23 protein-coding genes and 3 pseudogenes are annotated in these 25,268 nt (G+C 61.1%); 18 read left to right on the forward strand and 8 right to left on the reverse strand.

From position 1 onward, the window contains the following. Nucleotides 1-4 precede the first annotated feature (4 nt). Nucleotides 5-562, reverse strand: a complete 558-nt coding sequence (locus AC1D3C_RS06095) for a DUF1003 domain-containing protein (protein ID WP_477482237.1) — start codon at nucleotides 560-562, stop codon at nucleotides 5-7. A 186-nt stretch (nucleotides 563-748) separates the two neighbouring features. On the opposite strand from AC1D3C_RS06095, the gene AC1D3C_RS06100 reads away from it, so the two are divergent. From AC1D3C_RS06100 to AC1D3C_RS06135, 8 genes are read left to right on the forward strand one after another with little or no spacing between them, the layout of a single operon-like run. After that, nucleotides 749-1,855, forward strand: a complete 1,107-nt coding sequence (locus AC1D3C_RS06100; RefSeq protein ID WP_477482238.1) for an NAD-dependent epimerase/dehydratase family protein — start codon at nucleotides 749-751, stop codon at nucleotides 1,853-1,855. Continuing rightward, the gene (locus AC1D3C_RS06105; protein WP_477482239.1) at nucleotides 1,852-3,894 is read left to right on the forward strand and encodes an SDR family NAD(P)-dependent oxidoreductase; all 2,043 of its coding nucleotides are present in this window, start codon (nucleotides 1,852-1,854) and stop codon (nucleotides 3,892-3,894) included. The genes AC1D3C_RS06100 and AC1D3C_RS06105 overlap by 4 nt, the downstream gene beginning before the upstream one ends. Further along, the gene (locus tag AC1D3C_RS06110; protein WP_477482240.1) at nucleotides 3,891-5,009 is read left to right on the forward strand and encodes a glycosyltransferase family 4 protein; all 1,119 of its coding nucleotides are present in this window, start codon (nucleotides 3,891-3,893) and stop codon (nucleotides 5,007-5,009) included. Before AC1D3C_RS06105 ends, AC1D3C_RS06110 begins: the two co-directional genes overlap by 4 nt. A gap of 2 nt (nucleotides 5,010-5,011) precedes the next feature. Next, the gene (locus tag AC1D3C_RS06115) at nucleotides 5,012-6,142 is read left to right on the forward strand and encodes a CgeB family protein (protein WP_477482241.1); all 1,131 of its coding nucleotides are present in this window, start codon (nucleotides 5,012-5,014) and stop codon (nucleotides 6,140-6,142) included. Next, entirely contained in the window at nucleotides 6,139-7,230 is a 1,092-nt protein-coding gene (locus AC1D3C_RS06120) for a CgeB family protein (protein WP_477482242.1), read from the forward strand. Before AC1D3C_RS06115 ends, AC1D3C_RS06120 begins: the two co-directional genes overlap by 4 nt. Further along, entirely contained in the window at nucleotides 7,227-8,342 is a 1,116-nt protein-coding gene (locus AC1D3C_RS06125) for a CgeB family protein (RefSeq protein ID WP_477482243.1), read from the forward strand. The genes AC1D3C_RS06120 and AC1D3C_RS06125 overlap by 4 nt, the downstream gene beginning before the upstream one ends. An 11-nt stretch (nucleotides 8,343-8,353) precedes the next feature. After that, nucleotides 8,354-9,397, forward strand: a complete 1,044-nt coding sequence (locus tag AC1D3C_RS06130; protein WP_477482244.1) for a UDP-glucuronic acid decarboxylase family protein — start codon at nucleotides 8,354-8,356, stop codon at nucleotides 9,395-9,397. A gap of 2 nt (nucleotides 9,398-9,399) precedes the next feature. Beyond that, nucleotides 9,400-10,170, forward strand: a complete 771-nt coding sequence (locus tag AC1D3C_RS06135; RefSeq protein ID WP_477482245.1) for a TIGR04290 family methyltransferase — start codon at nucleotides 9,400-9,402, stop codon at nucleotides 10,168-10,170. Nucleotides 10,171-10,356: 186 nt separating this feature from the next. Here the strand turns inward: AC1D3C_RS06135 and AC1D3C_RS06140 are convergent. After that, nucleotides 10,357-10,563 (reverse strand): annotated as a pseudogene (locus AC1D3C_RS06140) (helix-turn-helix domain-containing protein); the annotation flags it as partial. A gap of 132 nt (nucleotides 10,564-10,695) precedes the next feature. Between AC1D3C_RS06140 and AC1D3C_RS06145 the strand changes: the two are divergent. Beyond that, nucleotides 10,696-10,926 (forward strand): ATP-binding domain-containing protein, encoded by a 231-nt coding sequence (locus AC1D3C_RS06145; RefSeq protein ID WP_477482246.1) that lies wholly within the window; start codon nucleotides 10,696-10,698, stop codon nucleotides 10,924-10,926. A 7-nt stretch (nucleotides 10,927-10,933) separates the two neighbouring features. On the opposite strand, the gene AC1D3C_RS06150 is transcribed toward AC1D3C_RS06145, so the two are convergent. Further along, the gene (locus AC1D3C_RS06150) at nucleotides 10,934-11,311 is read right to left on the reverse strand and encodes a winged helix-turn-helix transcriptional regulator (protein ID WP_041364890.1); all 378 of its coding nucleotides are present in this window, start codon (nucleotides 11,309-11,311) and stop codon (nucleotides 10,934-10,936) included. Between the two features lie 94 nt (nucleotides 11,312-11,405). Between AC1D3C_RS06150 and AC1D3C_RS06155 the strand changes: the two genes are divergently transcribed. The 9 genes and pseudogenes from AC1D3C_RS06155 to AC1D3C_RS06195 all read left to right on the forward strand — a co-directional run bounded on the left by AC1D3C_RS06155 (nucleotide 11,406) and on the right by AC1D3C_RS06195 (nucleotide 19,085). Beyond that, a complete protein-coding gene (locus AC1D3C_RS06155; RefSeq protein ID WP_477482247.1) occupies nucleotides 11,406-12,152 on the forward strand; it encodes an NADPH-dependent F420 reductase in 747 nt (248 codons plus the stop codon). 77 nt (nucleotides 12,153-12,229) lie between these two features. Further along, nucleotides 12,230-12,547: pseudogene (locus AC1D3C_RS06160) on the forward strand (carbon-nitrogen hydrolase family protein); the annotation flags it as partial. Between the two features lie 12 nt (nucleotides 12,548-12,559). Further along, nucleotides 12,560-13,714 carry an iron-containing alcohol dehydrogenase gene (locus AC1D3C_RS06165; protein ID WP_477482372.1) on the forward strand — a complete coding sequence of 385 codons (1,155 nt, stop codon included), beginning with the start codon at nucleotides 12,560-12,562 and terminating at the stop codon, nucleotides 13,712-13,714. 378 nt (nucleotides 13,715-14,092) lie between these two features. Continuing rightward, nucleotides 14,093-14,482 (forward strand): c-type cytochrome, encoded by a 390-nt coding sequence (locus AC1D3C_RS06170; protein WP_477482248.1) that lies wholly within the window; start codon nucleotides 14,093-14,095, stop codon nucleotides 14,480-14,482. A 130-nt stretch (nucleotides 14,483-14,612) separates the two neighbouring features. Further along, the gene (locus AC1D3C_RS06175) at nucleotides 14,613-15,434 is read left to right on the forward strand and encodes a cytochrome c oxidase subunit II (RefSeq protein WP_040124709.1); all 822 of its coding nucleotides are present in this window, start codon (nucleotides 14,613-14,615) and stop codon (nucleotides 15,432-15,434) included. Between the two features lie 49 nt (nucleotides 15,435-15,483). After that, nucleotides 15,484-17,262 (forward strand): cytochrome c oxidase subunit I, encoded by a 1,779-nt coding sequence (ctaD, locus tag AC1D3C_RS06180; protein ID WP_477482249.1) that lies wholly within the window; start codon nucleotides 15,484-15,486, stop codon nucleotides 17,260-17,262. After that, nucleotides 17,259-17,972 carry a cytochrome c oxidase subunit 3 gene (locus tag AC1D3C_RS06185; protein ID WP_477482250.1) on the forward strand — a complete coding sequence of 238 codons (714 nt, stop codon included), beginning with the start codon at nucleotides 17,259-17,261 and terminating at the stop codon, nucleotides 17,970-17,972. Before ctaD ends, AC1D3C_RS06185 begins: the two co-directional genes overlap by 4 nt. A gap of 23 nt (nucleotides 17,973-17,995) precedes the next feature. Next, complete coding sequence (locus AC1D3C_RS06190; RefSeq protein WP_041366035.1) at nucleotides 17,996-18,715, forward strand: heme-copper oxidase subunit III family protein; 720 nt, start codon at nucleotides 17,996-17,998, stop codon at nucleotides 18,713-18,715. 7 nt (nucleotides 18,716-18,722) lie between these two features. Continuing rightward, nucleotides 18,723-19,085: a cytochrome C oxidase subunit IV family protein gene (locus AC1D3C_RS06195; protein ID WP_040124703.1), complete on the forward strand. Its 363-nt coding sequence runs from the start codon at nucleotides 18,723-18,725 to the stop codon at nucleotides 19,083-19,085. A 28-nt stretch (nucleotides 19,086-19,113) separates the two neighbouring features. Here the strand turns inward: AC1D3C_RS06195 and AC1D3C_RS06200 are convergent, their stop codons facing one another. From AC1D3C_RS06200 to AC1D3C_RS06220, 5 genes and pseudogenes are all read right to left on the reverse strand, one after another. Beyond that, nucleotides 19,114-19,938, reverse strand: a complete 825-nt coding sequence (locus AC1D3C_RS06200) for a DUF2189 domain-containing protein (RefSeq protein WP_477482251.1) — start codon at nucleotides 19,936-19,938, stop codon at nucleotides 19,114-19,116. A 200-nt stretch (nucleotides 19,939-20,138) separates the two neighbouring features. Next, nucleotides 20,139-20,366: pseudogene (locus AC1D3C_RS06205) on the reverse strand (hypothetical protein); the annotation flags it as partial. A gap of 133 nt (nucleotides 20,367-20,499) precedes the next feature. Then, nucleotides 20,500-22,137, reverse strand: coding sequence for a hydantoinase B/oxoprolinase family protein (locus AC1D3C_RS06210; RefSeq protein ID WP_477482252.1), 1,638 nt, complete (start codon nucleotides 22,135-22,137; stop codon nucleotides 20,500-20,502). A 14-nt stretch (nucleotides 22,138-22,151) separates the two neighbouring features. Continuing rightward, nucleotides 22,152-24,242, reverse strand: a complete 2,091-nt coding sequence (locus AC1D3C_RS06215) for a hydantoinase/oxoprolinase family protein (RefSeq protein WP_477482253.1) — start codon at nucleotides 24,240-24,242, stop codon at nucleotides 22,152-22,154. A gap of 174 nt (nucleotides 24,243-24,416) precedes the next feature. Continuing rightward, nucleotides 24,417-25,262 carry a transporter substrate-binding domain-containing protein gene (locus AC1D3C_RS06220; protein ID WP_247137024.1) on the reverse strand — a complete coding sequence of 282 codons (846 nt, stop codon included), beginning with the start codon at nucleotides 25,260-25,262 and terminating at the stop codon, nucleotides 24,417-24,419. Nucleotides 25,263-25,268 lie beyond the last annotated feature (6 nt).

The raw sequence follows: 25,268 nt of genomic DNA on the forward strand, positions 1-25,268 counted from the left end.
TGCATCAGCGGTCAGCTTGCCGCTCGATCTCTTCCATGACCACTTCGGGCGGTACGTTCTGCTTCATCTCCTCGATTTCGTGCTGTTCGACCTCGGTGTCGATGCCGAGCCTGTCGGCGATTGCCGAGACCATCGCGATCAGCTTCGTCGTCTCATGTTCGTTGAGAAGCGAGATCTGGAGGCTGAGGTCCGCGCGTTTATCGTCTTCCAGCGCCATGCGGTTCTGGCTGATCAGCACGAAGGTCGAAATGAAGATGGCCTCCACCGAAGCCACCATCGCCAGGATGACAAGCGAAGGGTCGAAGGCGGGCATCACCGGCAGCCATCCGACATTGACGATGATCCACAGACCGAAGACCAACGCGTGGAGGTAGACGAAGGGCATGCTGCCGGCAAAGTTCGTCATCGCTTGCGCAATGCGCTCCTGCCGCGACATCGTCTTCTGGTCTGCGGCCCGGCGCTGGATCAGCGCATTGATATTACGGTCGAGAACTGCGGAGATCGGCTGGCCCTTCCGGGGGACATCGGAGGCCGAGGTCTTTTCTTTTTCCTGATCGGTCACATCTCTATCCCGTCACGGTGCGTCCATTTTTCTCCTAACCGGAGACTCCGCGCGCGGTTCCTGCCGCTGGGGATGATGTCATTGATGAAGTCATAGATGACAAAGATGTCATTGATGAAGGAACTTTCGTTCCCGACTGCTGTTCGGCACCATCGAAAGCTATGTTCCATACATCTAGGACATCCGATGGCAACGATTCTTGTAACTGGTGGTTGCGGCTTTATCGGCCGGCATGTGACTGAAGAACTTCTGGAAAATGGCTGCGATGTACGCATTCTCGACGCTCTGATTGACCAGGTGCATGGCGACGCGGAAGCGTCCGTGCCCGATGCGGCGGAAGTCTACCGCGGCGACGTCAGAGACAAGGCTGCAGTCGAAAAAGCGATCGAGGGCATCGACGGCATCATCCATCTCGCGGCCGAGGTTGGGGTGGGCCAGTCGATGTACGAGATCGCCCGTTATGTCGCTGGAAACGATCTCGGCACGGCAGTCCTTCTCGAAGCCATGATCGGCAGGCCCATCCGGAGGATCGTGGTGGCCTCGTCGATGAGCGTCTATGGCGAGGGGCGTTACCGGACAGCCGATGGAGACCAGCTCGGCTTCATCCGGCGGAAGCCGGAGCGGATCAGGACCGGTCAGTGGGATCCTTTGTCTTCCGATGGAAGGGCGCTGATACCGATTGCCACCGACGAGGAAAAGCCGGTCGACCTCGCCTCGATCTATGCGCTGACGAAATATGCGCAGGAAAAGCAGGTGCTCATTTTCGGCGAGGCCTATGGAGTCGAGGCGGTGGCACTGCGGCTATTCAACGTCTTCGGCGCCGGCCAGGCGCTTTCCAACCCCTATACCGGCGTGCTCGCCAATTTTGCGTCCCGGCTCGCGAACGGCCAGCCACCGATGATCTTCGAGGACGGCCAGCAGCGCCGCGATTTCGTCCATGTACGCGATGTGGCCCGCGCATTCAGGCTGGCGCTCGAAAAGCCGAACGCCCCCGGCCATGTCATCAATATCGGCAGCGGTCAGGCCTATACGATCGCGGAGGTGGCAACCTTGCTTGCGGAGGCGATGGGCGTTCCGGATATCACCCCCGACATCATGAACAAGGCCCGTTCCGGCGATATCCGCAACTGCTTTGCCGATATCTCCAAGGCTCGCGAACTCCTGGGCTTCGAGCCCGGATATCGGCTGGAGAACTCGCTGGCGCCGTTCGCCGAATGGGTCCGCAGCACAGGCGCCGTCGATCGCGGTGCCGAAATGAAGCGGCAACTCGAAGAGCGGGGGCTTGTATCATGAACCCAACCGTCCCGTTCCCCGCAGACCCTGTCCGTCGCAAGTCCTATGGTTTCGTCGAGTGGTTCCGGCCGGGCGAGTTCGATCGGACCGAGCAGTTGCTGCCCAACATCCTCGCGAGCGGTGCCTGCTATTTGCGCACCCATCTCTCCTGGGCGGAATACCTCGCCCCCGGTGGCGAAGAGTGGTTCGACTGGCTGATCCCGCGCCTCGGCAGCCAGATCGATCTTCTGCCCTGCATCCACTATACGCCGCCGTCGATGTCGCGGACCGGCCGGTCCTCCGCTGCGCCGCGCGATCTCAAATCCTATGCGGATTTCGTCGATCATGTGCTGACCCGCTATGGCAAACATTTCAGTCACATCGAACTGTGGAACGAACCCAACAATTTGCTGGACTGGGATTGGCGCGACGACGGCGACTTCCTTTTGTTCTGCGAAATGGTGGGCGGGGCTGCCTATTGGGCAAAACATCGGGGCTGGAAGCCGGTGCTTGGCGGCCCGTGCCCTTTCGATCCCTATTGGCTGAACCTGATGGGCGAGCGTGGCGTTCTGAGTGTCGTGGACGCCGTCGGTTTCCATGGTTTTCCGGGCACCTGGGACAGCGAGACCGGCACCTGGGGCGGCTGGGACATGCATCTCGGCGAGATGCGCAAAATCCTCGACCGCTACAATCCGGCTGCCGAAGTCTGGATCACCGAGACAGGTTATTCCACCTGGCGCAGCGACGAGATGGAACAGGCCCGGCGTTTCGTAAAGGCGCTCTCCGTGCCGGCCGATCGCATGTATTGGTATTCGTGGTGCGACGTGCCGCCGGACGTGCCGGTTCAGGAGGGGCTGTGGTTCGATCCGCGGCATTATCATCTCGGCGCCGTCACCCATGACTATCAGCCGAAACTGCTTGCCCGACTGCTGATGGAAGGCGGCGTTTCTCGTCTCGAGGACGTGACGCAACTTGCGGCTCCGAACCTTTCGGCCGGCGCGGCGCCTGTCGTGGTTACCGGGGGCAGCGGCTTCATCGGCTCCAACCTCGCCGACAGTTTTCTGCAGGAAGGCGAGGATGTGGTGATCCTCGACAATCTCAGCCGACCGGGCGTCGATCAGAACCTTGCCTGGCTGACCGAGCGCCACGGCAAGCGGGTCCACCCGGTGCTTGCCGACGTGCGGGACCTGCGCAGCATCGAGGCGGCCTTCAGCGATGCCAAGGCGGTCTTTCATTTCGCGGCGCAGACCGCGGTCACCACCAGCCTTGCCCATCCGATCGACGATTTCGAAGCGAATGCGCGGGGAACGATCAACGTCCTGGAAGCCGTGCGAAAGGCCGGAAAGAACGCCCCGGTGATTTTCGCCAGCACCAACAAGGTTTACGGAGCCCTCGAAGATCTGAAGATGCTGGAGGTGGAGGACCGTTACATCCCGGCGAATGAAGGCGTGCGGTCACATGGCATCGGCGAGGAAAGGCCGCTCGATTTCTGCACACCCTACGGTTGCTCGAAGGGCGTTGCCGACCAGTATGTGCTCGACTACGCCAAGTCCTATTCCATCCCGACCGCGGTTCTGCGCATGAGCTGCATCTACGGGCCGCGGCAGTTCGGAACCGAAGACCAGGGCTGGGTGGCACATTTCCTGATTCGCGCCCTGTCAGGGGTGCCGATCTCCATTTACGGCAACGGCAAGCAGGTACGCGACATCCTCCACGTCGATGATGCGGTCCAGGCCTACCGGGCGGTGCTTTCCAACATCGCTGAGGTCAAGGGCGAAGTCTTCAATCTCGGCGGCGGACCGCTTAACGCCGTCAGCATTCTGGCCGTCCTCGAAGAGATCGAGAAGCTCGCCGGGCACCCGCTGGAAACCGACTTCGGCGACTGGCGCGCCGGTGACCAGTATTACTTCGTCGCGGACACGCGAAAGCTGGAACGCCAGCTCGGCTGGCAGGCACGGGTGCGCTGGCAGAGCGGCCTGCGGCACCTGGGCGAATGGCTGGCCGACAACCGCTTCGGTGGTCGCCCGCGTCTTCGGCAAAAGCAGAAGGTGCGGGCATGACGGCGCGCGGCAATCCGGTCGGGAGCCGTCGGCTGCTGATGACGGTCGATGCCGTCGGCGGCGTCTGGCGATACGCGCTCGACCTCGCTTGGGGTCTGCGATCGAACGGGGTCGACGTCGTCTTCGCCGGTCTGGGACCTAAACCATCGGTCGAGCAGACACGCGAGGCGGAGGCCCTTGGAAAGCTGATCTGGCTCGACGCCCCGCTCGACTGGATGGTCGAAGACGAGGCGGCACTGAGACCCGTTCCGGATCTCATCGCAAATCTCGCAGAGCGGGAAGGGATTGACCTCGTCCATCTCAATCTCCCATCCCAGGCGGCGGGATTGGCGATCGAGATACCGGTGGTGGTGGTGTCTCATTCCTGCGTCGTCACCTGGTTTGCCGCCGTTCGCGGCAGTGCCGTTCCCGATGACTGGATGTGGCAGTTTCACCTCAATCGGCAAGGGTTCGATCGTGCGGACGCGGTGCTTGCGCCGAGCGGCAGCCATGCGGCGTCGCTGCAAAAGGCTTACGGACCGATTGCCGGATTGCAGGTGGTCCGTAATGCAAGCCTGGTCGAGCATCCGCGCGGTTCGAAAGAGGATTTCGTGTTTGCCGCCGGCCGCTGGTGGGACGACGGAAAGAACGGCGCCGTGCTGGATGCCGCAGCCAAGCACGTCGACTGGCCGGTGGTCATGGCGGGCGCGAACCGCGGGCCGAACGGACAACATCTGCCGCTGGAAAATGTCCAGTGGCGGGGCGAGCTTTCCCACGACCAAACCATGGCGCTGATGGGCCGCGCCGCAATCGTCGCATCGCCTTCCGTCTATGAACCGTTCGGCCTGGCGGCTTTGGAAGCGGCCCGCAGCCGAAGCGCCTTGGTGCTGGCCGATATCCCGACCTATCGGGAGCTCTGGGATCGCGCGGCCCTGTTTGCTGATCCTCGCGACCAGCAGGCATTCGCCCGGGCCATCAATCGTCTTTCACGGGATAGGCGGTTGCGGGAAGAACTGGCCGAAGCAGCACTTTCCCGGGCTCGTCATTATACGCCGGAGGCCCAGGTCGCAGCGGTCATGCAGGTCTATGACCGGCTCCTGCCGGCGAACCACCATGCACGCACCGCAGCGGAGTGATCATGAAGTTCATTTTCTACACCCATTCCCTGATTTCCGACTGGAATCACGGAAACGCTCATTTTCTTCGAGGCGTCATGCGTGACCTCATCAGCCGCGGCCATGAGGCGCTTGCGCTGGAGCCGCAGGATTCCTGGAGCCGTGTCAACCTCCTGAAGGAACAGAGGCCTGTCGCGGTTCAGAAGTTCCGGGAGACATTCCCTCAACTTACGGCGCAGACCTATGACGGCAATTTCGACCACGAGGCCGCGATCGCCGACGCCGATGTGGTCGTAGTTCATGAATGGACCGAGCCGGAACTTGTGGAACGGATCGGGAAGATCCGACGCAACGGCGGCAGGTTCACGCTGATCTTCCACGATACGCATCACCGCGCTGTTTCGGCAGAAAGCGATATCGCCGGTCTGAGGCTCGCCGACTACGACGCAATCCTGGCTTTTGGCGAGACGTTGCGACAGCGTTATCTCAAGGCGGGCTGGGGCAGGGCCGTCTTCACCTGGCACGAGGCTGCGGACGACACGCTGTTCCATCCGCGGCTGGACATCACCAAGACGGGCGATCTCATCTGGATCGGCAATTGGGGTGACGACGAACGGTCCGCCGAGATCATGGAGTTTCTGGTTCGACCCGCCAAGGCGCTGAAACTCGACGCGACGGTGCGCGGAGTGCGCTATCCGGAACACGCGCTGGAAGAACTCAGCCAAGCTGGGATCGCCTATGGCGGCTGGATTGCCAATGCCGAAGCGCCGCTCGCGTTCGCCCGGCATAAAGTGACCGTCCATATCCCGCGGCGGCCCTACGTCGAAAACCTGCCGGGCATTCCCACGATCCGTGTCTTCGAGGCGCTCGCCTGTGGCATCCCGCTGATCTCGGCCCCCTGGGACGACGTCGAAAACCTCTTTCGACCGGAGACCGATTACCTCGTCGCACGCGACGGTGAGCAGATGACGCGTCTGCTGCGCGATGTTCTGTCCGATCCGGATCTGTCGGAATCCCTGACCGCCTCCGGTCTGGCAACCATCCGCGCCCGCCACACCTGCCGCCACCGGGTCGATGAACTGCTCTTCATCCTGACCCAATGCGGCACCGAACGGGTTACCGGCAAACTGGCAGCAAGGGAGGCCGCCGAATGAAGATCGCATTCTACGGATCGAGCCTTGTCTCCGCCTACTGGAACGGCGCCGCCACCTATTACCGCGGCCTCCTGCGGGCCCTGGCGCAGAAAGGCTACGACATCACCTTTTATGAGCCGGATGTCTACGACCGCCAGAAGAACCGCGATATCGACCCGCCGGACTGGTGCAGGGTCGTCGTTTACGAAGGCACCGTCGACGCGTTGAAGGCCGTTACGGTGAGGGCGGCTGACGCCGATATCGTCGTCAAGGCAAGCGGGGTCGGTTTTGAAGACGACCTCCTGCTCGAAGAAATCCTTCGCAACGCCCGGCCGACGGCGCTGAAGATCTTCTGGGACGTCGACGCGCCGGCGACGCTTGCCGAACTGCGGGCCGCTCCCTGCCATCCGCTTCGCCAGGCTCTCGGCAAGATCGACCTCGTTCTGACCTATGGCGGCGGCGACCCCGTCGTCAACGCCTATCGTGCCCTCAGGGCGGCCAATTGCGTTCCGGTCTACAATGCGCTCGACCCCGACACCCATCATCCGGTACCGGCACAGCCACGCTTCGCCGCCGATCTCGGATTTCTCGGCAATCGTCTGCCGGACCGAGAGGCGCGTGTCGAACAGTTCTTCCTGGAGCCCGCCGCACGATTGCCCCGGCAGACGTTCCTGCTCGGCGGTTCCGGCTGGCAGGACAAGCCGATGAGCGACAACGTGCGCTCCATCGGCCACGTCTCCACCCGCGATCACAACGCCTTCAACGCGACGCCGAAGGCTGTGCTGAACATCTCCCGCGCCAGCATGGCAGAAAACGGCTTTTCGCCGGCGACGCGGGTGTTCGAGGCGGCCGGGGCCGAAGCATGCCTGATCACCGATTATTGGGAAGGCATCGACCTCTTTCTCAAGCCCGACGAGGAGGTTCTGGTCGCCCGCGACGGTCAGGACGTGGTCGAGATCCTCTCCGGCCTGACGCAGGAGAGGGCAAAGGCGATCGGAAAGAGGGCATTGGCCCGCGTGCTTTCCGAGCACACCTATGCCCATCGCGCAGACGAGGTCGATGCGATCTTCCGGGCCCAGGCCGGCGCCCGCATGGAGGCGGCCGAATGACCAAGCGGCTCGACATCGTTTTCCTCGGCTTGTCGCTGTCGTCCTCCTGGGGCAACGGCCATGCCACGACCTTCCGGGCGCTGATCCGGGGGCTGAAGGCCGCCGGGCACCGCGTGCTGTTCCTGGAGCGCGACGTTCCCTGGTATGCGACCCAGCGCGACCTTGTCGATCCCGATTTCTGCGAACTCGCCTACTATTCCGACGTCGGGGCGATGATCGACGCCTATGCCCACCGGATCCGGCGCGCCGACGCCGTCATCATCGGCTCCTATGTGCCGGAGGGCGTGAGCGTCATTGATGCGGTGGCGGACCTTCAGCCGAGACGTCTGTGCTTCTACGATATCGACACGCCGGTGACGCTTGCCAAGCTCGAAAGGGTGGACGAGGAATATCTGGCTCTCCGGCAGATCCCGCTCTTCGACACCTATTTTTCCTTCTCGGGCGGCGAGGTGCTGACGCGGCTGGAGCAGCGTTTCGGAGCCAGGAAAGCCGAGGCCCTTTATTGTTCGGTCGATGCTGGCCGATACCAAAATACCGGTGAAACTTTCCGGTGGGATCTTGGTTATCTCGGCACATATAGTGCCGACCGCCAGCCGACGCTCGAAAGGCTGCTAATCGAACCGGCAAGGCGGCTGCCGCACTTACGCTTCGTGGTGGCCGGGCCGCAATATCCCGCAGACATCGCCTGGCCCGCCAACGTGCAGCGCATCGAGCATCTGCCGCCGAGCGAGCACGCCGGCTTCTACAGCCGGCAACGGTTTACCCTCAACGTCACGCGGGCCGACATGATCGCCGCCGGCTGGTCTCCAAGCGTCCGCCTGTTCGAAGCCGCCGCCTGCGGCACGCCGATCGTCAGCGACTTCTGGCGCGGCCTCGACGAGCTTCTGCCCGATGGAGAGGCCCTCATTGTCGCGAGGCAGCCGGAGGACGTGATGAAGGCGCTGACCGAGATGGGCGAGGAGGCTCGCAGATCCCTGGCAGAGGACGCCAGGGCTCGCGTCCTGAAAGACCATACCGGCCTTGCCCGTGCCCGTCAGCTCGCCGGAGCGCTCGAACACCTGCCCGAACGATCCGCACGCAGCGAACCGATGATCCAATCCCTGTCAGCCTAAGGAGTGCCTCAATGCTTCAAAGAACCCGAAACGGAAAAAGCAGAACCGTTCTTGTTGCCGGAGGGGCCGGCTTCGTGGGCTCGCATCTTTGCGATGCCCTGCTTGCCCGCGGTCATCGGGTGATTTGTGTGGACAGCTATATTACCGGTTCCAAGGACAATGTCCGTCCGCTGCTGAACCATCCGGAATTCCGGCTGATCGAGGCGGATATCTGCGAGTTCGACCGCATCGACGAGCCGCTGGACCAGGTCTACAACCTCGCCTGCGCCGCGTCTCCGCCGCAATATCAGGCCGATCCCGTCCACACGATGATGACCTGCGTCACCGGCACCGGCAATCTCCTGTCGCTTGCCGAGCAGCACGGCGCCAGCTTCCTGCAGGCCTCGACGAGCGAGGTCTATGGCGACCCGGCCGAGCATCCGCAGCGCGAGGACTACCGCGGCAACGTCAACTGCATCGGCCCGCGCGCCTGCTACGACGAAGGCAAGCGCGCGGCGGAGGCCCTCTGCTTCGACATGCTGCGGAGCGGACGGGTGGATGCCCGGGTGGCGCGCATCTTCAACACCTACGGCCCGCGCATGCAGCCGAATGACGGCCGGATTATCTCCAATCTTCTGGTCCAGGCGATTTCCGGCAAGCCGCTGACGATCTATGGCACCGGCGAACAGACGCGCTCCTTCTGCTTCGTCAGCGATCTCGTCGCCGGCCTGCTGGCGCTGATGGATGTCGATCCCAATCCGCTAGGGCCTGTCAACCTCGGCAATCCCGGCGAGTTCACCATCAACGAACTCGCCGCCCTGGTGCTCGCCATGGTGCCGACGGTTTCGAAAATGGTCCGCAAGCCGCTTCCGCAGGACGATCCCCAGCGGCGCCGGCCGGATATTTCGCGGGCGCGGGAACTGCTCGGCTGGGAGCCGAAGGTGCCGCTGCGGGAAGGCCTGCGGCACACCGCGGACTGGTTCATCGCGACGGTCGGGAACGATGCGGAGAGGAAGCCGCGCCGCAGTACCGTCTGGAGCCCGGCGGTTTCCCCCGAAATGGGCATGAGGGTCTGACCATGGATGCTGGAAGAGGGAGAACCCACGAGGACCTGCAACGGCGGATCGCGGAGCTCGGGCCCTGGTTCCACAATATGGAGATCGGTGGCGTACAGACGGCGCCGGATCATTTCCTCGGCGATTATCCGGCCTTCAAGTGGCGCGGTTTCCAGCATGTCATCCCTGAAGATCTCGAGGGCCGCAGTGTCCTCGATATCGGCTGCAATGCCGGCTTCTATTCCCTGGAGATGAAGCGGCGGCATGCCGGGCGCGTCGTCGGTATCGATTCCGATCCGCGCTACCTCGCCCAGGCGCGGTTTGCCGCCGAACAATCCGGCCTCGACATCGAGTTCAGGCAGATGTCGGTCTATGACGTCGGCCAGCTCTGCGAAAAGTTCGACCTCGTGATTTTCATGGGAGTGCTCTATCATCTGCGCCATCCGCTGCTGGCGCTCGACCTTCTCCACGAGCACGTAGTCGCGGACCGGATGCTCTTCCAATGCCTGCAGCGCGGTGACGAACGGGCTCCCTGTCTCCAGGAGAATTACGAGTTTTCCGAATGGGCCGTCTTCGACCGGCCGGATTACCCAAAACTGTTTTTCGTCGAGGAACGTTACGCCGCGGATCCTACCAACTGGTTCATCCCCAACAAGGCGGCGATGGACGCTATGCTGCGCAGCTCCGGCTTTACGATCGAGGCAAATCCCGAGCGCGAGGTCTATCTTTGCCGGCGCGGCGAGCGGCACTACATGGTCGAACCGCCGCCGCGGATTTCTCCCGCAGATCCCTGACAGCTCTGAAATTGACCCCGATAGGGCCGATGGAGTAGGGAAGGCCGAGGCGGCATCCCCGCACGGGCAGGCCGGCAATTGCAAACCATTTCAACAATGTAGAGTCGATTATATCAACAGGATAGAGAACGCGTCTGTCAACTTGACGGCGCGGCCGTTTGCGTTATCCGCGTCACGTGCATAGGGAATCCGGTTGTTCGACGGCCGGCCGATCGCCTGGTGCCGGATCGACGCCGCGCCGCCAGCGCTGATCCGATCCAGCAGACGACGCACCTGGCGTGTGCTCAGGTCGAGAACATGCGCCGCCGTCACCAGCGTCATCCGATCGGCCATAACCTTCGTCAAAACTTCGATCCGCTGCAGATCGCGCTCGCTCATCGCTATCAGTCCCATCGCCAATCTCCCAGGTCATCAAGACCCGGGGAGAGTGACATTCCAACTTTGCAGAATCAGGACACTTCAACTTTGCGGCTACAGGGATTGGTCGCATAATAGATATTATGGAACGGGAAGGCGGTTTTACGTGTGTTGCTTTTTGCCATCAGCGTCCACAAAGCGCAGGGATCGGCCTTCAAGCGGGTCATCATCCCTGTCTTCCGGTCGAAGCTGTTGGATCGGACCATGCTCTACACCGCCATCACGCGTGGCGTAGAGACTGTCGTTATCGTCGGCAACACCGATCTCATCAACGAAATGGTCGCAGCGGCTCCGGCAAGCCTGGAGCGTAACACCGCGCTCCGGTTCGACGAGAACTAGCAACGGCTCACAGCCGGACTTCCGTTGCCATCCGATCCCTGCGCATGATGGCCCAGTCGATGAGTTCGGCCATCGACGGACCCAGGGCCTTGCCCATCTCGGTCAATGCATATTCTACCTTCGGCGGCACCTGGGGATAGACGGTACGGGTTACGATCCCGTCCTTCTCCAGCTCCTTCAATTGCTGGATGAGCATCTTCTGGTTCACCCCTTCGCACCGCCGTTCGAGTTCGGAAAAGCGAAGCGCCTCCTTGGTCCCGAACAGTTGGCAGATGATGACGATCTTCCATTTACCTTCGAGTACCCGCACGGCGTCCGTCGTCGCGTCCGCCCATTTGCGTTGCTGCTGCGGGTCTCCGCATCTCCACTCCCGTTCCTGGGCCATACATACCTTTTGGTGGGGAACCCGCCTATCTGTCTGTTCTTGTTGAAGTCGCAGTATTCATTATCTTGATTGGCGGCACAACAGGAGCATCAGCATGAAAATCGGTATCATCGGAATTGGCCATATCGGCGGCACTCTCGCCCGCAAGCTTGCATCGGCAGGCCATGAGGTCAGGGTGGCGAACTCCAAGGGCGCGGATGCCGTCAGGCCATTCGCCGACGAGATTGGAGTCGCTGCTGCGGACACGAAAGGAGCCATCTACGGCGCGGACCTTGTCATTCTTTCCATTCCGCTTCTCGCCATCGAAAACCTGCCGAAGGACCTCTTCAAGGACCTGCCCGCCAACGTCCCCGTCATAGATACCAGCAACTACTATCCGGGTCTGCGTGACCCGCAGATCGCCGACCTCGATGCAGGCGAGGTCGAGAGCGTCTGGGTCTCCAGACAGATTGGTCGCCCTATCATCAAGGCCTTCAACAACATCCTCGCATATTCCCTGGCGGAACTGGGCCAGCCCGAGGGTGCGGCCGGTCGACTGGCCGTGGCGGTCGCGGGAGACGACGCCGCCGCGAAGAAGATCGCCATGGCAATCGTAAACGAGGTCGGGTTCGATCCGGTCGACGGCGGACCGCTCGCTGAATCCTGGAGGCAGCAGCCGTTGACGCCGGGCTACTGCTGCGACTTCGACGCACCCACCATGCGCAAGGCGCTCGATGCTGCGGCGAAGGGTGAAGCACCCACAAGATGGTCCATATTTAAGAGCAAGATGGCAGCGCTTCGGCCAGACTCGACTCATGCGGACCGCGTTGCAATGAACCGCTCGTTCGTCCCACTTCATTAAAGCAACAGCACCCTATTCTCGATCCGCAACACGAAGAGATCGTGTTGCGGATCAGCGTCTCTTGGAACACAACAACCCCCCGACCCCAAGGGTGGCGACCCTATCACTGGCACGCGTTGCGCCTGCGCGGCGGCGAGAATAACGTCTATTTCGCCTTCGCCAATGTGCTGGATGCGGCGCGGGGATACTTGGGCAAGAGTGCTGTGTTCGGGCCGGATTCCTTTGCCTTTCCACGCCAGGAATCGGCGATTTTGGACGAGGAAGGGATTGCCGCGGCAACCGTCGACACCTCCAATCTCGATACGCCCTATCCTACAAATATCGTCCGCCGAAAGGATCTTGTTGTCATGCGCCAACCGCATCACTATCAGCCGCTGGTCAAATGGCATCAGTGAGAGGCTGGTATGATGTCCACATTCACATTCGCGACCGTCCCGCAGATCATTGCAGGGCCGGGCTGCATCGCCAGGCTTTCGGAGCTGGCGACCCTGCTCGGGTCGCGTGTTTTGGCGATTTCAGATGATGGGGTCGTCAAGGCGGGGCTGGTGCAGCCGGCCCTGGCGAGCCTTTCGGCAGGTGGCGCTGAAACATCGCTCTTTACGGGCGTTGTCGCCGATCCGCTGGAAGCCATCATTCATGCGGCTGTGGCGCAGGCGATTGAGTTTGGCGCAACCGGCGTATTGGGCATCGGCGGTGGCTCGTCGCTCGATGTCGCAAAACTTGTGGCTCTGCTCTGCAGAAGCGGCGAAACACTCGATGATATCTATGGAGTGGGCAAGGTACGCGGGCAGCGTCTGCCGCTGGTGCTTGTGCCGACAACGGCAGGCACCGGATCAGAAGTCACACCGATTTCCATTGTGACCACCGGCGCGCACCAGAAAAAGGGCGTCGTATCGCCGGTGCTGCTACCGGATGCTGCCGTTCTCGACGCCGAACTGACCCTCGGCCTTCCACCAACCGTGACCGCTGCAACGGGGATTGACGCCATGGTGCACGCCATCGAGGCGTTCACCTCCGCAAGTGCAAATAACAATCCGGTTTCCCGCACCCTTGCCAAGGAGGCTCTTCGGCTTCTCGGGGCGAATATCGAGATCGCCGTCATGACCGGAACCGATCTTGCCGCCAGGCAGGCGATGCTGCTCGGCGCGATGCTCGCCGGACAGGCCTTTGCCAACTCGCCGGTCGCTGCCGTCCATGCGCTCGCCTATCCGGTCGGTGGCCGCTATCACGTCCCGCACGGCCTTTCCAACAGTCTCGTCTTACCGCATGTCCTGCGTTTCAACGCGACCGTGTGTGGCGATGCCTATGCTGAGCTGGCGCCTTGCCTCTATCCTCACCTTGAGCCTGCAGGTCAGGCCGAGCGGATTTCCGGCTTTATCGAAGGATTGGCGATGCTGCCTGTGCGCCTGAACCTGCCCGTACGCCTGAGAGATGTTGGAATTCCCAAAGACGGACTTCCTCTGCTAGCGGAAAGTGCGATGGAACAGAACCGTCTGCTGGTCAACAATCCGCGCACGGTGTCGCTGCCAGATGTTGTCAGGATCTACGAAGCCGCTTGGTAAAAAAGGTGCCGGATGCCACAGGTCGCGCCATACGCAACGATACGGACAGGATTTTGGTGCTCTTGAGCCAATCTGAACCCTCGACCCCTTAACGCTCACTCGGGAACGTGGTCAGAAGGATCGTCTGCGACGATGATTTGTTGTGGGAAATGATGACGCCTGTAGCCGATGGGCGAATTCTCATCCCACCATATCCATGCCCCACTCCTTGACACAACGCCGTTAGGGCCATTGAGCTAAATATGATCCTCGACCTCTTGTGGGGCCGGTTGACTTACCAACCTTAAGGACTACTCTTTAGTGATCGCAAGCATATCCACGCCCGGATGGGGTGGATGATGGGGCGATTGGGCAACCTTGAGGAGGATGAGGTTTGCCATGACCTATCGTGTTATTCTGTTGATCGGCGCGTCTATCGTCGCCGTTTCGTCGTTTGATGCCGCAGCTCAGGAAAGTGACGCGACGGCGGGCGCCACCGTTTTCAAGAAATGCGCGACCTGTCATATCGTCGATTCCGATACGAACAAGGTCGGCCCGTCACTGAACAAGCTGTTTGGCCGAAAGGCCGGAACGCATCCCAATTTCGCCTATTCGACCGGGATGAAAGAGGCCGGAGACGGCGGCCTCGTCTGGGACGAGGCGACGTTGCGCGACTATCTGCACAATCCAAAAGCGAAGGTGAAGGGCACCAAGATGACCTTCGTCGGCCTGAAGGACGAGCAGGAGATCACCAATCTCATCGCCTATCTCAAGCAATATTCCCAGTAACCGGCCGAGAGACCACCGGCTGGACATGCCTAAATTGCAGTAATTGCCCATCTTTTCCATTCGTGCGATAATAACCCCGTATTTTTGCGGAATGCGGTTTCACGGTCGACCTGCTCAGGGAGGGGCGGAAATGGCTGTTGTGCTGATTCTCGTCTTGATTGTTGTCGGCTCCGTGCTGTTCCATGTGCTGAGCCCGTGGTGGTGGACGCCGATCGCCTCCAACTGGACCTATATCGACAGCACGCTCGTCATCACCTTCTGGATCACCGGCATCGTCTTCGTGGCTGTGGTTTCGTTCATGGCCTATTGCGTCTTTCGCTTCCGACACAAGCCAGGCAACCAGGCGGCCTATGAGCCTGAAAACCGCAGGCTGGAATGGCTGCTGGCATCGGGAACGGCAGTCGGCGTCGCGGCGATGCTGGCGCCTGGCCTGGTGGTGTGGAACCAGTTCATCACGGTGCCCGACGATGCCGTACCGGTCGAGGTCGTCAGCCAGCAGTGGTTGTGGAACTTCCGCCTGCCGGGCGCGGACGGAAAGCTCGGCCGCGCGGAGACGCGCGACGTCAGCGCCGAAAATCCGCTCGGCCTGAACAAGAACGACGCAAGCGGCCTCGACGACGTGATCATCGAGGGCGGCGAACTGCATCTGCCGGTCGGCAAGCCGGTGCGCATATTGCTGCGCTCGGTCGATGTTCTCCATGATTTCTACGTGCCGGAATTCCGCGCCAAGATGGACATGATCCCCGGCATGATCACCTATTTCTGGTTCACGCCGACGCGCACGGGAAGCTTCGAGATCCTCTGCGCCGAACTCTGCGGCGTCGGCCATCCGCAAATGCGTGGCACCGTCGTCGTCGACGAGGATGCGGACTACCAGACCTGGCTTGGGCAGCAGCAGACATTCACCCAGCTTACGGCGTCATCGGGAGAGCCGCCGCGGCCGGCAAACTGACCCGGCGGAGCGGCCGGAAGCCGCTTCGGAAGGAAAGGGAAGAGAGATCATGGTCGAGATTCCATCCGGAAGTGCAGGCGCCATCCCCGCCGCCGAAGTCGAGGATGTCGAGCTTTATCATCCGAGCAGCTGGTGGACGAGATATGTGTTCAGCCAGGATGCCAAGATCATCGCCGTGCAATATTCGATGACCGCTATCTCGATCGGCCTTGTAGCGCTGGTGCTCTCCTGGCTGATGCGGCTGCAGCTTGCCTTTCCCGGCTATTTCGCCTTCATCGATGCCGATCACTATTATCAGTTCATCACCATGCACGGCATGATCATGGTGATCTATCTCCTGACCGCGCTGTTCCTCGGTGGTTTCGGCAACTACCTCATTCCGCTGATGGTCGGCGCCCGCGACATGGTGTTTCCCTACGCCAACATGCTGAGCTACTGGATCTACCTGCTCGCGGTGCTGATCCTGGTCGCCGGCTTTTTCGCCCCCGGCGGCCCGACAGGGGCGGGCTGGACGCTTTATCCGCCGCAATCCGTTCTTTCCGGCACCCCCGGCGGCAAGGACTGGGGCATCCTCCTCATGCTCTCGTCGCTGATCGTCTTCATCATCGGCTTCACCATGGGCGGGCTGAACTATGTGGTGACGGTGCTGCAGGGGCGGGCGCGCGGCATGACACTGATGCGCATGCCGCTCACCGTCTGGGGCATCTTCACCGCCACCGTGATGGCGCTGCTCGCCTTCCCTGCCCTGTTCGTCGCTTGCGTCATGATGCTGTTCGACCGGGTGCTCGGCACGAGCTTCTTCATGCCCGCCATCGTCGAGATGGGCACGCAGCTGCAGCACGGCGGCGGCAGCCCGATCCTCTTCCAGCACCTGTTCTGGTTCTTCGGGCATCCCGAGGTCTATATTGTAGCACTTCCCGCCTTCGGCATCGTTTCGGACCTGATCAGCACGCATGCGCGCAAGAACATCTTCGGCTACCGCATGATGGTCTGGGCGATCGTCATCATCGGTGCGCTGAGCTTCGTCGTCTGGGCACACCACATGTATGTCAGCGGCATGAACCCGGCCTTCGGCTTCTTCTTCGCCACCACGACGCTGATCATCGCCGTCCCGACGGCGATCAAGGTCTATAACTGGGTGCTGACGCTCTGGCGCGGCGACATCCACCTGACTCTGCCGATGCTCTTTGCGCTCGCCTTCATCGTCACCTTCGTCAATGGCGGGCTGACGGGCCTCTTCCTCGGCAATGTCGTCGTCGACGTGCCGCTGTCGGACACGATGTTCGTCGTCGCGCATTTCCACATGGTCATGGGTGTGGCGCCAATCCTCGTCATCTTCGGGGCGATCTATCACTGGTATCCGAAGGTGACGGGACGCATGCTGAACGACGTGCTCGGCCATATCCACTTCTGGATCACCTTCCTCGGCGCCTATGCGATCTTCTTTCCGATGCATTATCTCGGCCTGCTCGGGGTGCCGCGCCGCTATTTCGAGATGGGAGAAACGGCCTTCGTTCCGCCTTCGGCCCATACGCTGAACATCTTCATCACCGTCATGGCGCTGATCGTCGGGGCCGGACAGATGGTGTTCCTGTTCAATCTCGTCTGGAGCCTTTTCCGGGGGCAAGAGGCCGGCGGCAATCCATGGCGGGCGACGACGCTGGAATGGCAGACGCCGCAGACCCCGCCCGCCCACGGCAACTGGGGCAAGGACCTGCCCGTCGTCTACCGCTGGGCCTATGACTACAGCGTGCCGGGAGCGGCCGAGGATTTCATTCCGCAGAATGTTCCGGCAAGCGATGGCGTCACCCGGGAGGTTCCCGCATGAACGTCATCCTGATCTTCCTTGCCGCGATCGCCGCCATCATCATCTGGTGGCTTTCCGGGCAGCGGCTGACCTCGAAGCCCTGGCTGGAAACCGGGTCGGTGCAACTGCCGGATCATATCGGCGCAGAGCGGCGACAGCCGCCGGCGGTGAAGATCGGCCTCTTCGTGTTTCTCGGCGTCGTCGGCGCCGTCTTCAGCCTTGCCGTCAGCGCCTATTTCATGCGCATGGCGTCGGCCGACTGGTGGGGCATGCCGGTTCCGCGCCTCCTCTGGGTGAACACCGCAGCACTCGCATCGAGCAGCGCGGCGCTGCAATGGGCGAGACGAGAAGCGGGACACGGCCGCATGGAAAGCCTGCGGCTGGCGCTTGTGACAGGACTTGCGCTTGCCGTCTTCTTTCTCGTCGGGCAGATCCAGGCATGGCGGGAACTGGTGTCAGCCGGCTACGTGCTGGTCGACAATCCCGCCAACAGCTTCTTCTACATGCTGACCGGCCTGCACGGGCTGCATATCCTCGGTGGGCTCGCCGTGCTTGCGCACACGACGGTCAGGGCATTTTCAACCGACGTTGCGCCGGAGAGGCTGCGCCTCAGCGTCGATCTCTCCGCCATCTATTCGCATTTCATGCTCGCCGTCTGGCTGTTGCTCTTCGCGCTATTTGCCGGGTGGGCAAATGATTTCGTCGATCTCTGCCGCACATTGCTGACCTAGGGGCCGAACCAGGAGATTTGCAGATGGCACAGACTATCGGGACACATGGCGAGCCAGACCTCAGGCCGGCGGGCCTGCGCGGTGTCGCCGCCGATTTCGCGTCGGATCAGCGCGCCTTCAAGACCGCCTCCTGGGGCAAGGCGATGATGTGGATCTTTCTCTTGAGCGACACCTTCGTTTTCGGCTGTTTCCTGATCGCCTACATGACCGCCCGCATGTCGACGCCGGTCGCCTGGCCCAATCCGAGCGAGGTCTTCGCGCTGCATATTGGCGGCCAGGACGTGCCGCTGATCCTGATTGCGATCATGACCTTCGTGCTGATCTCGAGCAGCGGCACCATGGCGATGGCGGTCAATTTCGGCTATCGCCGCGACCGCCGCACGACCGCGATCTTGATGCTGCTAACGGCGCTTCTCGGCGCATGCTTCGTCGGCATGCAGGCCTTCGAATGGACGAAGCTGATCACCGAAGGTGTGCGCCCATGGGAAAACCCCTGGGGGGCGGCACAGTTCGGATCGACCTTCTTCATGATTACCGGCTTTCACGGCACCCATGTCACGATCGGCGTCATCTTTCTCCTCATCGTCGCCCGCAAGGTCTGGCGGGGCGATTTCGACCAGGAACGGCGCGGCTTCTTCACCAGCCGGAGAGGTCGCTACGAGGCCGTCGAGATCATGGGCCTCTACTGGCACTTCGTCGATCTGGTCTGGGTCTTCATTTTCGCATTCTTCTATCTGTGGTGAGGTCGTCATGAACGAGACAGCGGCGCATGCACACATCCAATCTGGACAACGGCTCCAAACCGGGCAGCAGCACCCGATCCGGCTCTACCTCCTCGTCTGGGGCATGCTCTTCGTGCTCAGCGCCTTTTCCTACATGGTCGATTATCTCGGCTTCCAGGGTTATCTCAGATGGACGCTGATCCTGTTGTTCATGATGCTGAAGGCCGGGCTGATCGTTGCCGTCTTCATGCACATGGCCTGGGAACGGCTGGCGCTCGTTTACGCCATCCTGCTGCCGCCGCTGCTGGTGCTTGTTTTCGTCGCGCTGATGGTATCGGAGGCGGACTATACGATCTTCACCCGCCTCGCCTTCTTCGGCACTGGTCCCTGAGGGGCAGTGCCGAAGCCGGTTTTCCGACCTACCGACCGCTGCTGCTCCCCAAGCYGGATTCCGGTTCAACGACCTTGCGATACAGATGCCAGGTCGCATGGCCAAGTACCGGGATCACGATAGCCAGACCGGCAAAGAACATCGCAAAACCGACGACCAGAAGCACCGCCACGATGAGACCCCAGAGTATGAATTCCATGGGATTGACCGCGAAGGCTTTCATCGAGGTATAGACCGCTGCAGCCGCACCGGTGTCACGATCAAGAAGCAGCGGAAATGCAATGACTGTGGTGCAAAGCACGGCCAGAGCGAAGAGGAAGCCGACGGCATTGCCGTAGAGGATCAGCTGCCAACCCCTGCTCGTCGAGAACACCTCGTTGACGAAAGTCATCAGCGATTCCGGCCGTCCCGGCCCGAACAGGCTGACATAGAGCGACTGCGCCGTCAGGAGCCACAGGATAAAAATCACCGCCAGCATAACACCGATGGCAAGGATTGCCGGGACCGCCGGGGAATGCCTGATTTCGAGCGCATGCTGCCAGGAGGTGTCAAGGCCAAGCTCCCGCCGGCGACTGATTTCATAAAGACCCAGCGCCGCTATCGGACCGATCAGGGCAAAGCCTGACATGAGCGGAAACAGCAGTGGCAGCGCATTGGCACCGGATGTCCAATACGCGAGGATCACGCCGGCCATAGGGTAGATCAGGCAGAGAAAGACGTAGTGCGACGGCTTGGTCCAGAAATCATCCAACCCCTGACGCAACGAAGTGAAGACATCTGCTACATTGATGCGCCGCACGGTGGGATAGGCCACCTTCCTGGCGCCTCCCGCGATCACGTGAAAATGTGCCATAACAATTCCTCTCCATTCTTGTCACAGACAACAACGACCACAACGGATACCCGCGTTAGGAACGGCGCCATAGGACTGAACCTGCACGCGTGAAGATTATACGCCCCCGGTCGACACTTGACCAGCGGCGCAGAATTGCTGCGCATCTAAGCGTCGTCGCCTAAACCATATGTCAGTGAGTGGGGCGTGGAATTGTCACGTTATCGAGCAGTGATCGAACTATGCCGCTGCTGTCTGAGATCGGGTAACGCGCCCGTCACGACGTTCCAACGCGCCATGGCGCGGATGCGATGAATGTCAATGGCGAGAGACGAGCGCCTGGGCAGTGGCATGACGGAGAGATTACGAGACGCCGAGAAAATCGATATGGAACGCCGCAGACTTCCGGCTGATCGGAACCCCTGCATTATCCGCTCTCGTTTTCGCAGCAGCAGACGCCATCGCGATGGCCATGCTCGGGACGACTTGATGCCGGCCGCCCGCTTGTTCTCGAAAGTCATGTCCAAATTCCTGGGAAACTATGCTTGTGACCGGCGGATCTCACCACCGGTCACTGGCGAACTAGCTTTTCGGCGCGTAGTCGAAATCCTTGTCTCGCTGCGCTGCCGCCGGATCACGCTTATCGGGCGCGCCGTATCCTCCACCGCCTGGAAGCTGCAGGATCAATCTGCGGCCGGCCGGCACATGCTGGCGCCCCTTGGTGGCAAGAACCGTTCCGTCATCAAGCAAGACGGCACCCGCGGCGCCATCGGCCCCACCCTCACGTCCACGGGGTGGATGGTCGACGCGATCGAACATGGCGTTGAAATGCATCTCGTGACCTTCGGTCGGCGATATCTCCACCACCTGCCCGAGACCGCCGCGGAACTGTCCGGCGCCACCGGAACCGTCTCGCAACTCCTTGCGCCAAAAGATCACCGGGCCGACATGCTCGGTCGCCTCGATCGACATGGAATGCACGCCGCTCGGGAACGCCGTGGCGCTGAGGCCGTCGAGCGTGGAGCGGGCGCCGGCGCCGCCGCTGTTAAACAACAGCACTTCTGCACGTTGCCCGCCCTCCGCCGGTGCCTTATCCCCCTGTAGCGGGCGCACGCTGACATGCAGGTTCCACAATGCCCCTGCCCCTTCTGCCGGCACTTTACCGGGAAGCATCTTGTGCACGGCCCCGAGCACCGCATCAGGAACCAGATGGCCAAGCACGTGGCGAACGGAAACAGGCGCCGGGTGCTGGGCATTGAGGATGCAGTTCTTCGGGGCGGTTACACGGAACGGCAGCAGAGACGCGTGGTTGTTGGGGATCTCCGGCGCGATCGAGCATTTCATGCCATAGCAAGCATAGGCGGCCGAATAGATGATCGGGCAGTTGATACCCTTCGGGCTTGGCGGTGACGTCCCCTCGAAATCAGCGAGGATATGGTCCTCTGCCACGTCGAGACGCACAGCGATATCGATCGGCGAACCGTACCCATCGACGCGCATAGTGTTCGAATAAGTGCCCTTCGGCAGGGCCGCGATGCGCTCGATGGTAGCGTCATAGCTGCGCTTGAAGATGAAATCGCCCAGCGTTTCCAGATCGGCGATCTCGAACTCTTCCATCATGTCCATCAGCCGACGATGGCCGATCTCGTTGCAGGCGGCCAGCGAATAGACGTCACCGACCACCTGATGGCTTTCGCGGACGTTGTTGTGCAGGATGTTGACGAGGTCCTTGTTGACCTTGCCGCGCTCGGCAAATTTCATGATCGGGACGAAGATGCCTTCTTCGTAGACCTCGTTGGCATCCGGCCCAAAACCGCGGCCGCCGACATCCACCACGTGCGCCGTGCAGGCGAAATAGCCGACGAGCGCGCCATTGCGGAAGCTGGGCGAGACCACGGTGAAATCGTGCAGGTGACCAGTGCCCTTCCACGGATCGTTGGTGATGTAGACGTCGCCTTCGAAGATGTTTTCAGGCCCGATGTCGCGGATGAAGTGGCCGACGGCCTCGGCCATGGCGTTGACGTGGCCGGGTGTGCCGGTCACCGCCTGGGCGATCATCTTGCCGCCGCGGTTGAAGACGCCGGCGGAAAGATCGCCTGATTCACGCACACTGGTCGAGAAGGCGGTTCGGATGAGCGTGACGGCTTGTTCTTCCACAACGGAGATCAGCCTGTTCCACATGATCTGCATGTGGACGTCGGAAAGTGCGCTGGTTTTCATGTCAAATCCTCCGTTCAAGCGCTCTGCTTGACGCGTATGAGCAGGCAGCCATCCGACTGGATGATGACTTCGCGGCTCGTGGTGATAATCGTTGACGTCTCGCGTTCGGTGATGACAGCGGGACCGGAAACCCAGTCGCCCGGTTTCATGTCGGCGCGCGCGACAATCGACGCGCTCAGAAAGCTGCCTTCCTGGACGTCGAAGATTTCGCGGGTACCGCGGACCTTTGCTTCGCGAACCTTTGCGGTCTTGCCTATCCTCGCCGGCGGGGCAACCTTTGAGGTTGCGCGCAAGGACCAGCTGACGATCTCGACGTCGAGACCATCGATGACCCGACCAAAAAAGTGTTCGTACTGCTCATCGAACAGCTTCCGGAACAGGTGCCCGTCCGCATCGGCGTAGTCGCGTACCTCGATCGTGACCGGCACTTCCCACCCCTGACCGACGTAACGCATGTAAGCCGTACATTCGAGATCTGGATTTGCTTCGGGCGAACCGGAACGCACGAACGATATGGCCTCGGCGCTGAGGTCAGCGATCGTCTGATTGATCGCATCCGCATCGAACCGGCTAAGCCGGCTGTAGGCGCTACGCACGCTTTCGAAACCGAAGGGAGCGCGCAGGAAGCCGATCGCAGAACCGACGCCGGCACCCGGCGGGATCAGCAGGTCCGACATGCCGAGCTTTTCGCACAGACGGGCAGCGTGGATGGGAGCTGCGCCGCCGAAGGCGATCATGGTGAATTCGGAAAGCTCCTTGCCATTCTCCACGGCATGCATGCGCGCCGCGTTGCTCATGTTCTCGTCGACCACCTCGCTGAGGCCGTAGGCGGCGGTCGCGATATCAGTGTTGAGCTTGGAGGCGAGATCCGCATCCATCGCTCGGTCAGCGGCCGGGCGGTCGAGCTTCATCGCGCCACCTGCGAACTCCCCCGGATCGAGACGACCTAGGATCAGGTCGGCATCGGTGACGGTCGGGTTCGTGCCGCCGCGGCCATAGCAGGCCGGGCCTGGCTCGGAGCCGGCGCTGTGCGGGCCGACACGGATCTGGCGCATGCTGTCGATAGTGGCGATCGAGCCGCCGCCGGCACCGATCTCGACCATCTCGATGACGGGAATAGAGATCGGCATGCCGCTGCCTTTCTTGAAACGCCACGTTCGCGCCACCTCGAAGGTCTTGGAGGTCTTTGGCGTCTGCTTTTCGATCAGGCAGATTTTTGCGGTGGTGCCGCCCATGTCATAGGAAAGGACCTGATCAAGACCGTAGCTGCTGGCGATATGGGCGGCAAAAATCGCACCGCCGGCAGGACCGGATTCCAGCAGACGAACCGGAAACTCGATCGCGCTTTCGACGCTGATGATGCCGCCACCCGAATGGATCATGAAGACCGGGCAGCGCGTGCCTTCCTCGGTCAGGCGTCCAACGAGGCGGTTGAGATAAGATGCCATCAACGGTTTGACGAAGGCGTTGGCGCAGACGGTGTTGAAGCGCTGGAACTCGCGCATTTGCGGCGAGACTTCCGACGAGATCGACACGGAAATATCGGATTTCTTGGCCAGAAGACGGTCGCGAACAACCTTCTCGTGCGCGCCGTTAAGATAGGAATGGATGAAGCCGATGGCGACGCTGTCGTAACCGGCAGCGACGATGCTGTCGCACAGCGCATCAACCTCGGCAAGATCGAGAGGTTTCAGCACCGAACCGTCGGCGCCGATCCTTTCGTCGATGACGAAACGTTCGTTTCGCGGCACCAGCGGCGCCGGCAGCACAATATCGAGGTCATATTGTTCGAAGCGGCTTTCGGTGCGCATCTCGATGACGTCGCGAAAGCCCTTGGTGGTGATAAAGGCGGTGCGGGCGCCGCGCCGTTCGATCAGAGCGTTGGTGGCGAGCGTGGTGCCATGAATGATCGTGTCGATCTGCGAAAGCTCGACACCGGCGACCTCGGCGACCTCTCGGACGCCCTTCACGATTGCATTTTCGGGATAGGAATAATCGGTCAGCACCTTGATTGAATGGAGTGTGGTACCGACCTCCATTGCAACGTCGGTAAAGGTGCCGCCGATATCGACACCGACCCTGATCTGCTTGCCATCTTTCGTCATTTTCTCGACTATGCTCCCTAAGCGAGCTGTTGTTGCGCTTGCCCGATAACCCGATTTTCGGCGTGCAGCGGCCTGTCCCCGCCCGCACAGACGGGCGGGGGTCAAAAGCTCTTGAATGTGTTGAGTTTCTTAAGCTCAGCGCGACAGCTGTAGCGGCAACGCAGAGCTTTGGCGCTACAGTTTCCCGGTAAAGTCTACACCCGGCAATTCTGTTGGAAGTTTTGCACGGTCGACGCCGATCCACTTCTTGTAGAGGGCATCGAGTGACCCGTCCGTCGTGTGCTTGATAACGAAGTCCGTCAGGAAGGCGAGCAGTTCCTTATCGCCCTTGCGGACCGCCATACCCTGGAAGTTGTCGGCGACTTTGTATTTGCGTTCGAACTGCTTGTCATAACCGGTCTCTTTGATGACGAGGCCATAGGTGACGCTGCCTACGATCGCATCAACCTGACCGGACAGAAGCGATTGAACAGTCGTGGCGTCGTCATCGAAGCGCTTGATCTGCGTACCCTTCGGCGCGACCTTGACCAGCAGCGGCTCGAAAGCGCTGCCGCGGTTAACACCGATCACGTATTTCGAAAGATCCTCGTTACCTTTTATGGCTGCGTCCGTCTTGCCCCAGACAGTAATGTCGTTCGACGAATAGGGAATGACATACTGGATCACCTTGGCGCGTTCTTCGGTGATCGTCATCGACGGCACCAGGAAGTCAACGTTGCCGTTCACCAGCAGCGGAATGCGGTTCTGGCCTGTGATACGTTCGAACTTCACCTCGACGCCCAGCTCCTTGGCGATCATCTTGGCGATTTCGATATCGAAACCGTCATTGCCGCCCTTGGAGTCGATAAAACCCCACGGAAACTGGTCCATCTGCACGCCGATGGTTGCCGTGCCCTTGGCCTTGATCTCCTCGGATGTGACAGCCATTGCCGTCGTTGCGAATGAAGTCGCGGCGAAGAGAATGGCGGCAAGGCCGCTCAGGGCTTTCGAACGCGAAGGGGTCGGGACTGCGTTGGTCATGTGATC

Source organism: Neorhizobium sp. P1_A6 (assembly GCF_056406795.1).

What these genes read in the sequence shown, in the direction of transcription:
- AC1D3C_RS06100 (WP_477482238.1), top strand. Translation starts at nt 749, where the DNA reads ATGGCAACGATTCTTGTAACTGGTGGTTGCGGCTTTATCGGCCGGCAT.
- AC1D3C_RS06105 (WP_477482239.1), top strand. Translation starts at nt 1,852, where the DNA reads ATGAACCCAACCGTCCCGTTCCCCGCAGACCCTGTCCGTCGCAAGTCC.
- AC1D3C_RS06110 (WP_477482240.1), top strand. Translation starts at nt 3,891, where the DNA reads ATGACGGCGCGCGGCAATCCGGTCGGGAGCCGTCGGCTGCTGATGACG.
- AC1D3C_RS06115 (WP_477482241.1), top strand. Translation starts at nt 5,012, where the DNA reads ATGAAGTTCATTTTCTACACCCATTCCCTGATTTCCGACTGGAATCAC.
- AC1D3C_RS06120 (WP_477482242.1), top strand. Translation starts at nt 6,139, where the DNA reads ATGAAGATCGCATTCTACGGATCGAGCCTTGTCTCCGCCTACTGGAAC.
- AC1D3C_RS06125 (WP_477482243.1), top strand. Translation starts at nt 7,227, where the DNA reads ATGACCAAGCGGCTCGACATCGTTTTCCTCGGCTTGTCGCTGTCGTCC.
- AC1D3C_RS06130 (WP_477482244.1), top strand. Translation starts at nt 8,354, where the DNA reads ATGCTTCAAAGAACCCGAAACGGAAAAAGCAGAACCGTTCTTGTTGCC.
- AC1D3C_RS06135 (WP_477482245.1), top strand. Translation starts at nt 9,400, where the DNA reads ATGGATGCTGGAAGAGGGAGAACCCACGAGGACCTGCAACGGCGGATC.
- AC1D3C_RS06150 (WP_041364890.1), bottom strand. Translation starts at nt 11,311, where the DNA reads ATGGCCCAGGAACGGGAGTGGAGATGCGGAGACCCGCAGCAGCAACGC.
- AC1D3C_RS06155 (WP_477482247.1), top strand. Translation starts at nt 11,406, where the DNA reads ATGAAAATCGGTATCATCGGAATTGGCCATATCGGCGGCACTCTCGCC.
- AC1D3C_RS06165 (WP_477482372.1), top strand. Translation starts at nt 12,560, where the DNA reads ATGTCCACATTCACATTCGCGACCGTCCCGCAGATCATTGCAGGGCCG.
- AC1D3C_RS06170 (WP_477482248.1), top strand. Translation starts at nt 14,093, where the DNA reads ATGACCTATCGTGTTATTCTGTTGATCGGCGCGTCTATCGTCGCCGTT.
- AC1D3C_RS06175 (WP_040124709.1), top strand. Translation starts at nt 14,613, where the DNA reads ATGGCTGTTGTGCTGATTCTCGTCTTGATTGTTGTCGGCTCCGTGCTG.
- ctaD (WP_477482249.1), top strand. Translation starts at nt 15,484, where the DNA reads ATGGTCGAGATTCCATCCGGAAGTGCAGGCGCCATCCCCGCCGCCGAA.
- AC1D3C_RS06185 (WP_477482250.1), top strand. Translation starts at nt 17,259, where the DNA reads ATGAACGTCATCCTGATCTTCCTTGCCGCGATCGCCGCCATCATCATC.
- AC1D3C_RS06190 (WP_041366035.1), top strand. Translation starts at nt 17,996, where the DNA reads ATGGCACAGACTATCGGGACACATGGCGAGCCAGACCTCAGGCCGGCG.
- AC1D3C_RS06195 (WP_040124703.1), top strand. Translation starts at nt 18,723, where the DNA reads ATGAACGAGACAGCGGCGCATGCACACATCCAATCTGGACAACGGCTC.
- AC1D3C_RS06210 (WP_477482252.1), bottom strand. Translation starts at nt 22,137, where the DNA reads ATGAAAACCAGCGCACTTTCCGACGTCCACATGCAGATCATGTGGAAC.
- AC1D3C_RS06215 (WP_477482253.1), bottom strand. Translation starts at nt 24,242, where the DNA reads ATGACGAAAGATGGCAAGCAGATCAGGGTCGGTGTCGATATCGGCGGC.
- AC1D3C_RS06220 (WP_247137024.1), bottom strand. Translation starts at nt 25,262, where the DNA reads ATGACCAACGCAGTCCCGACCCCTTCGCGTTCGAAAGCCCTGAGCGGC.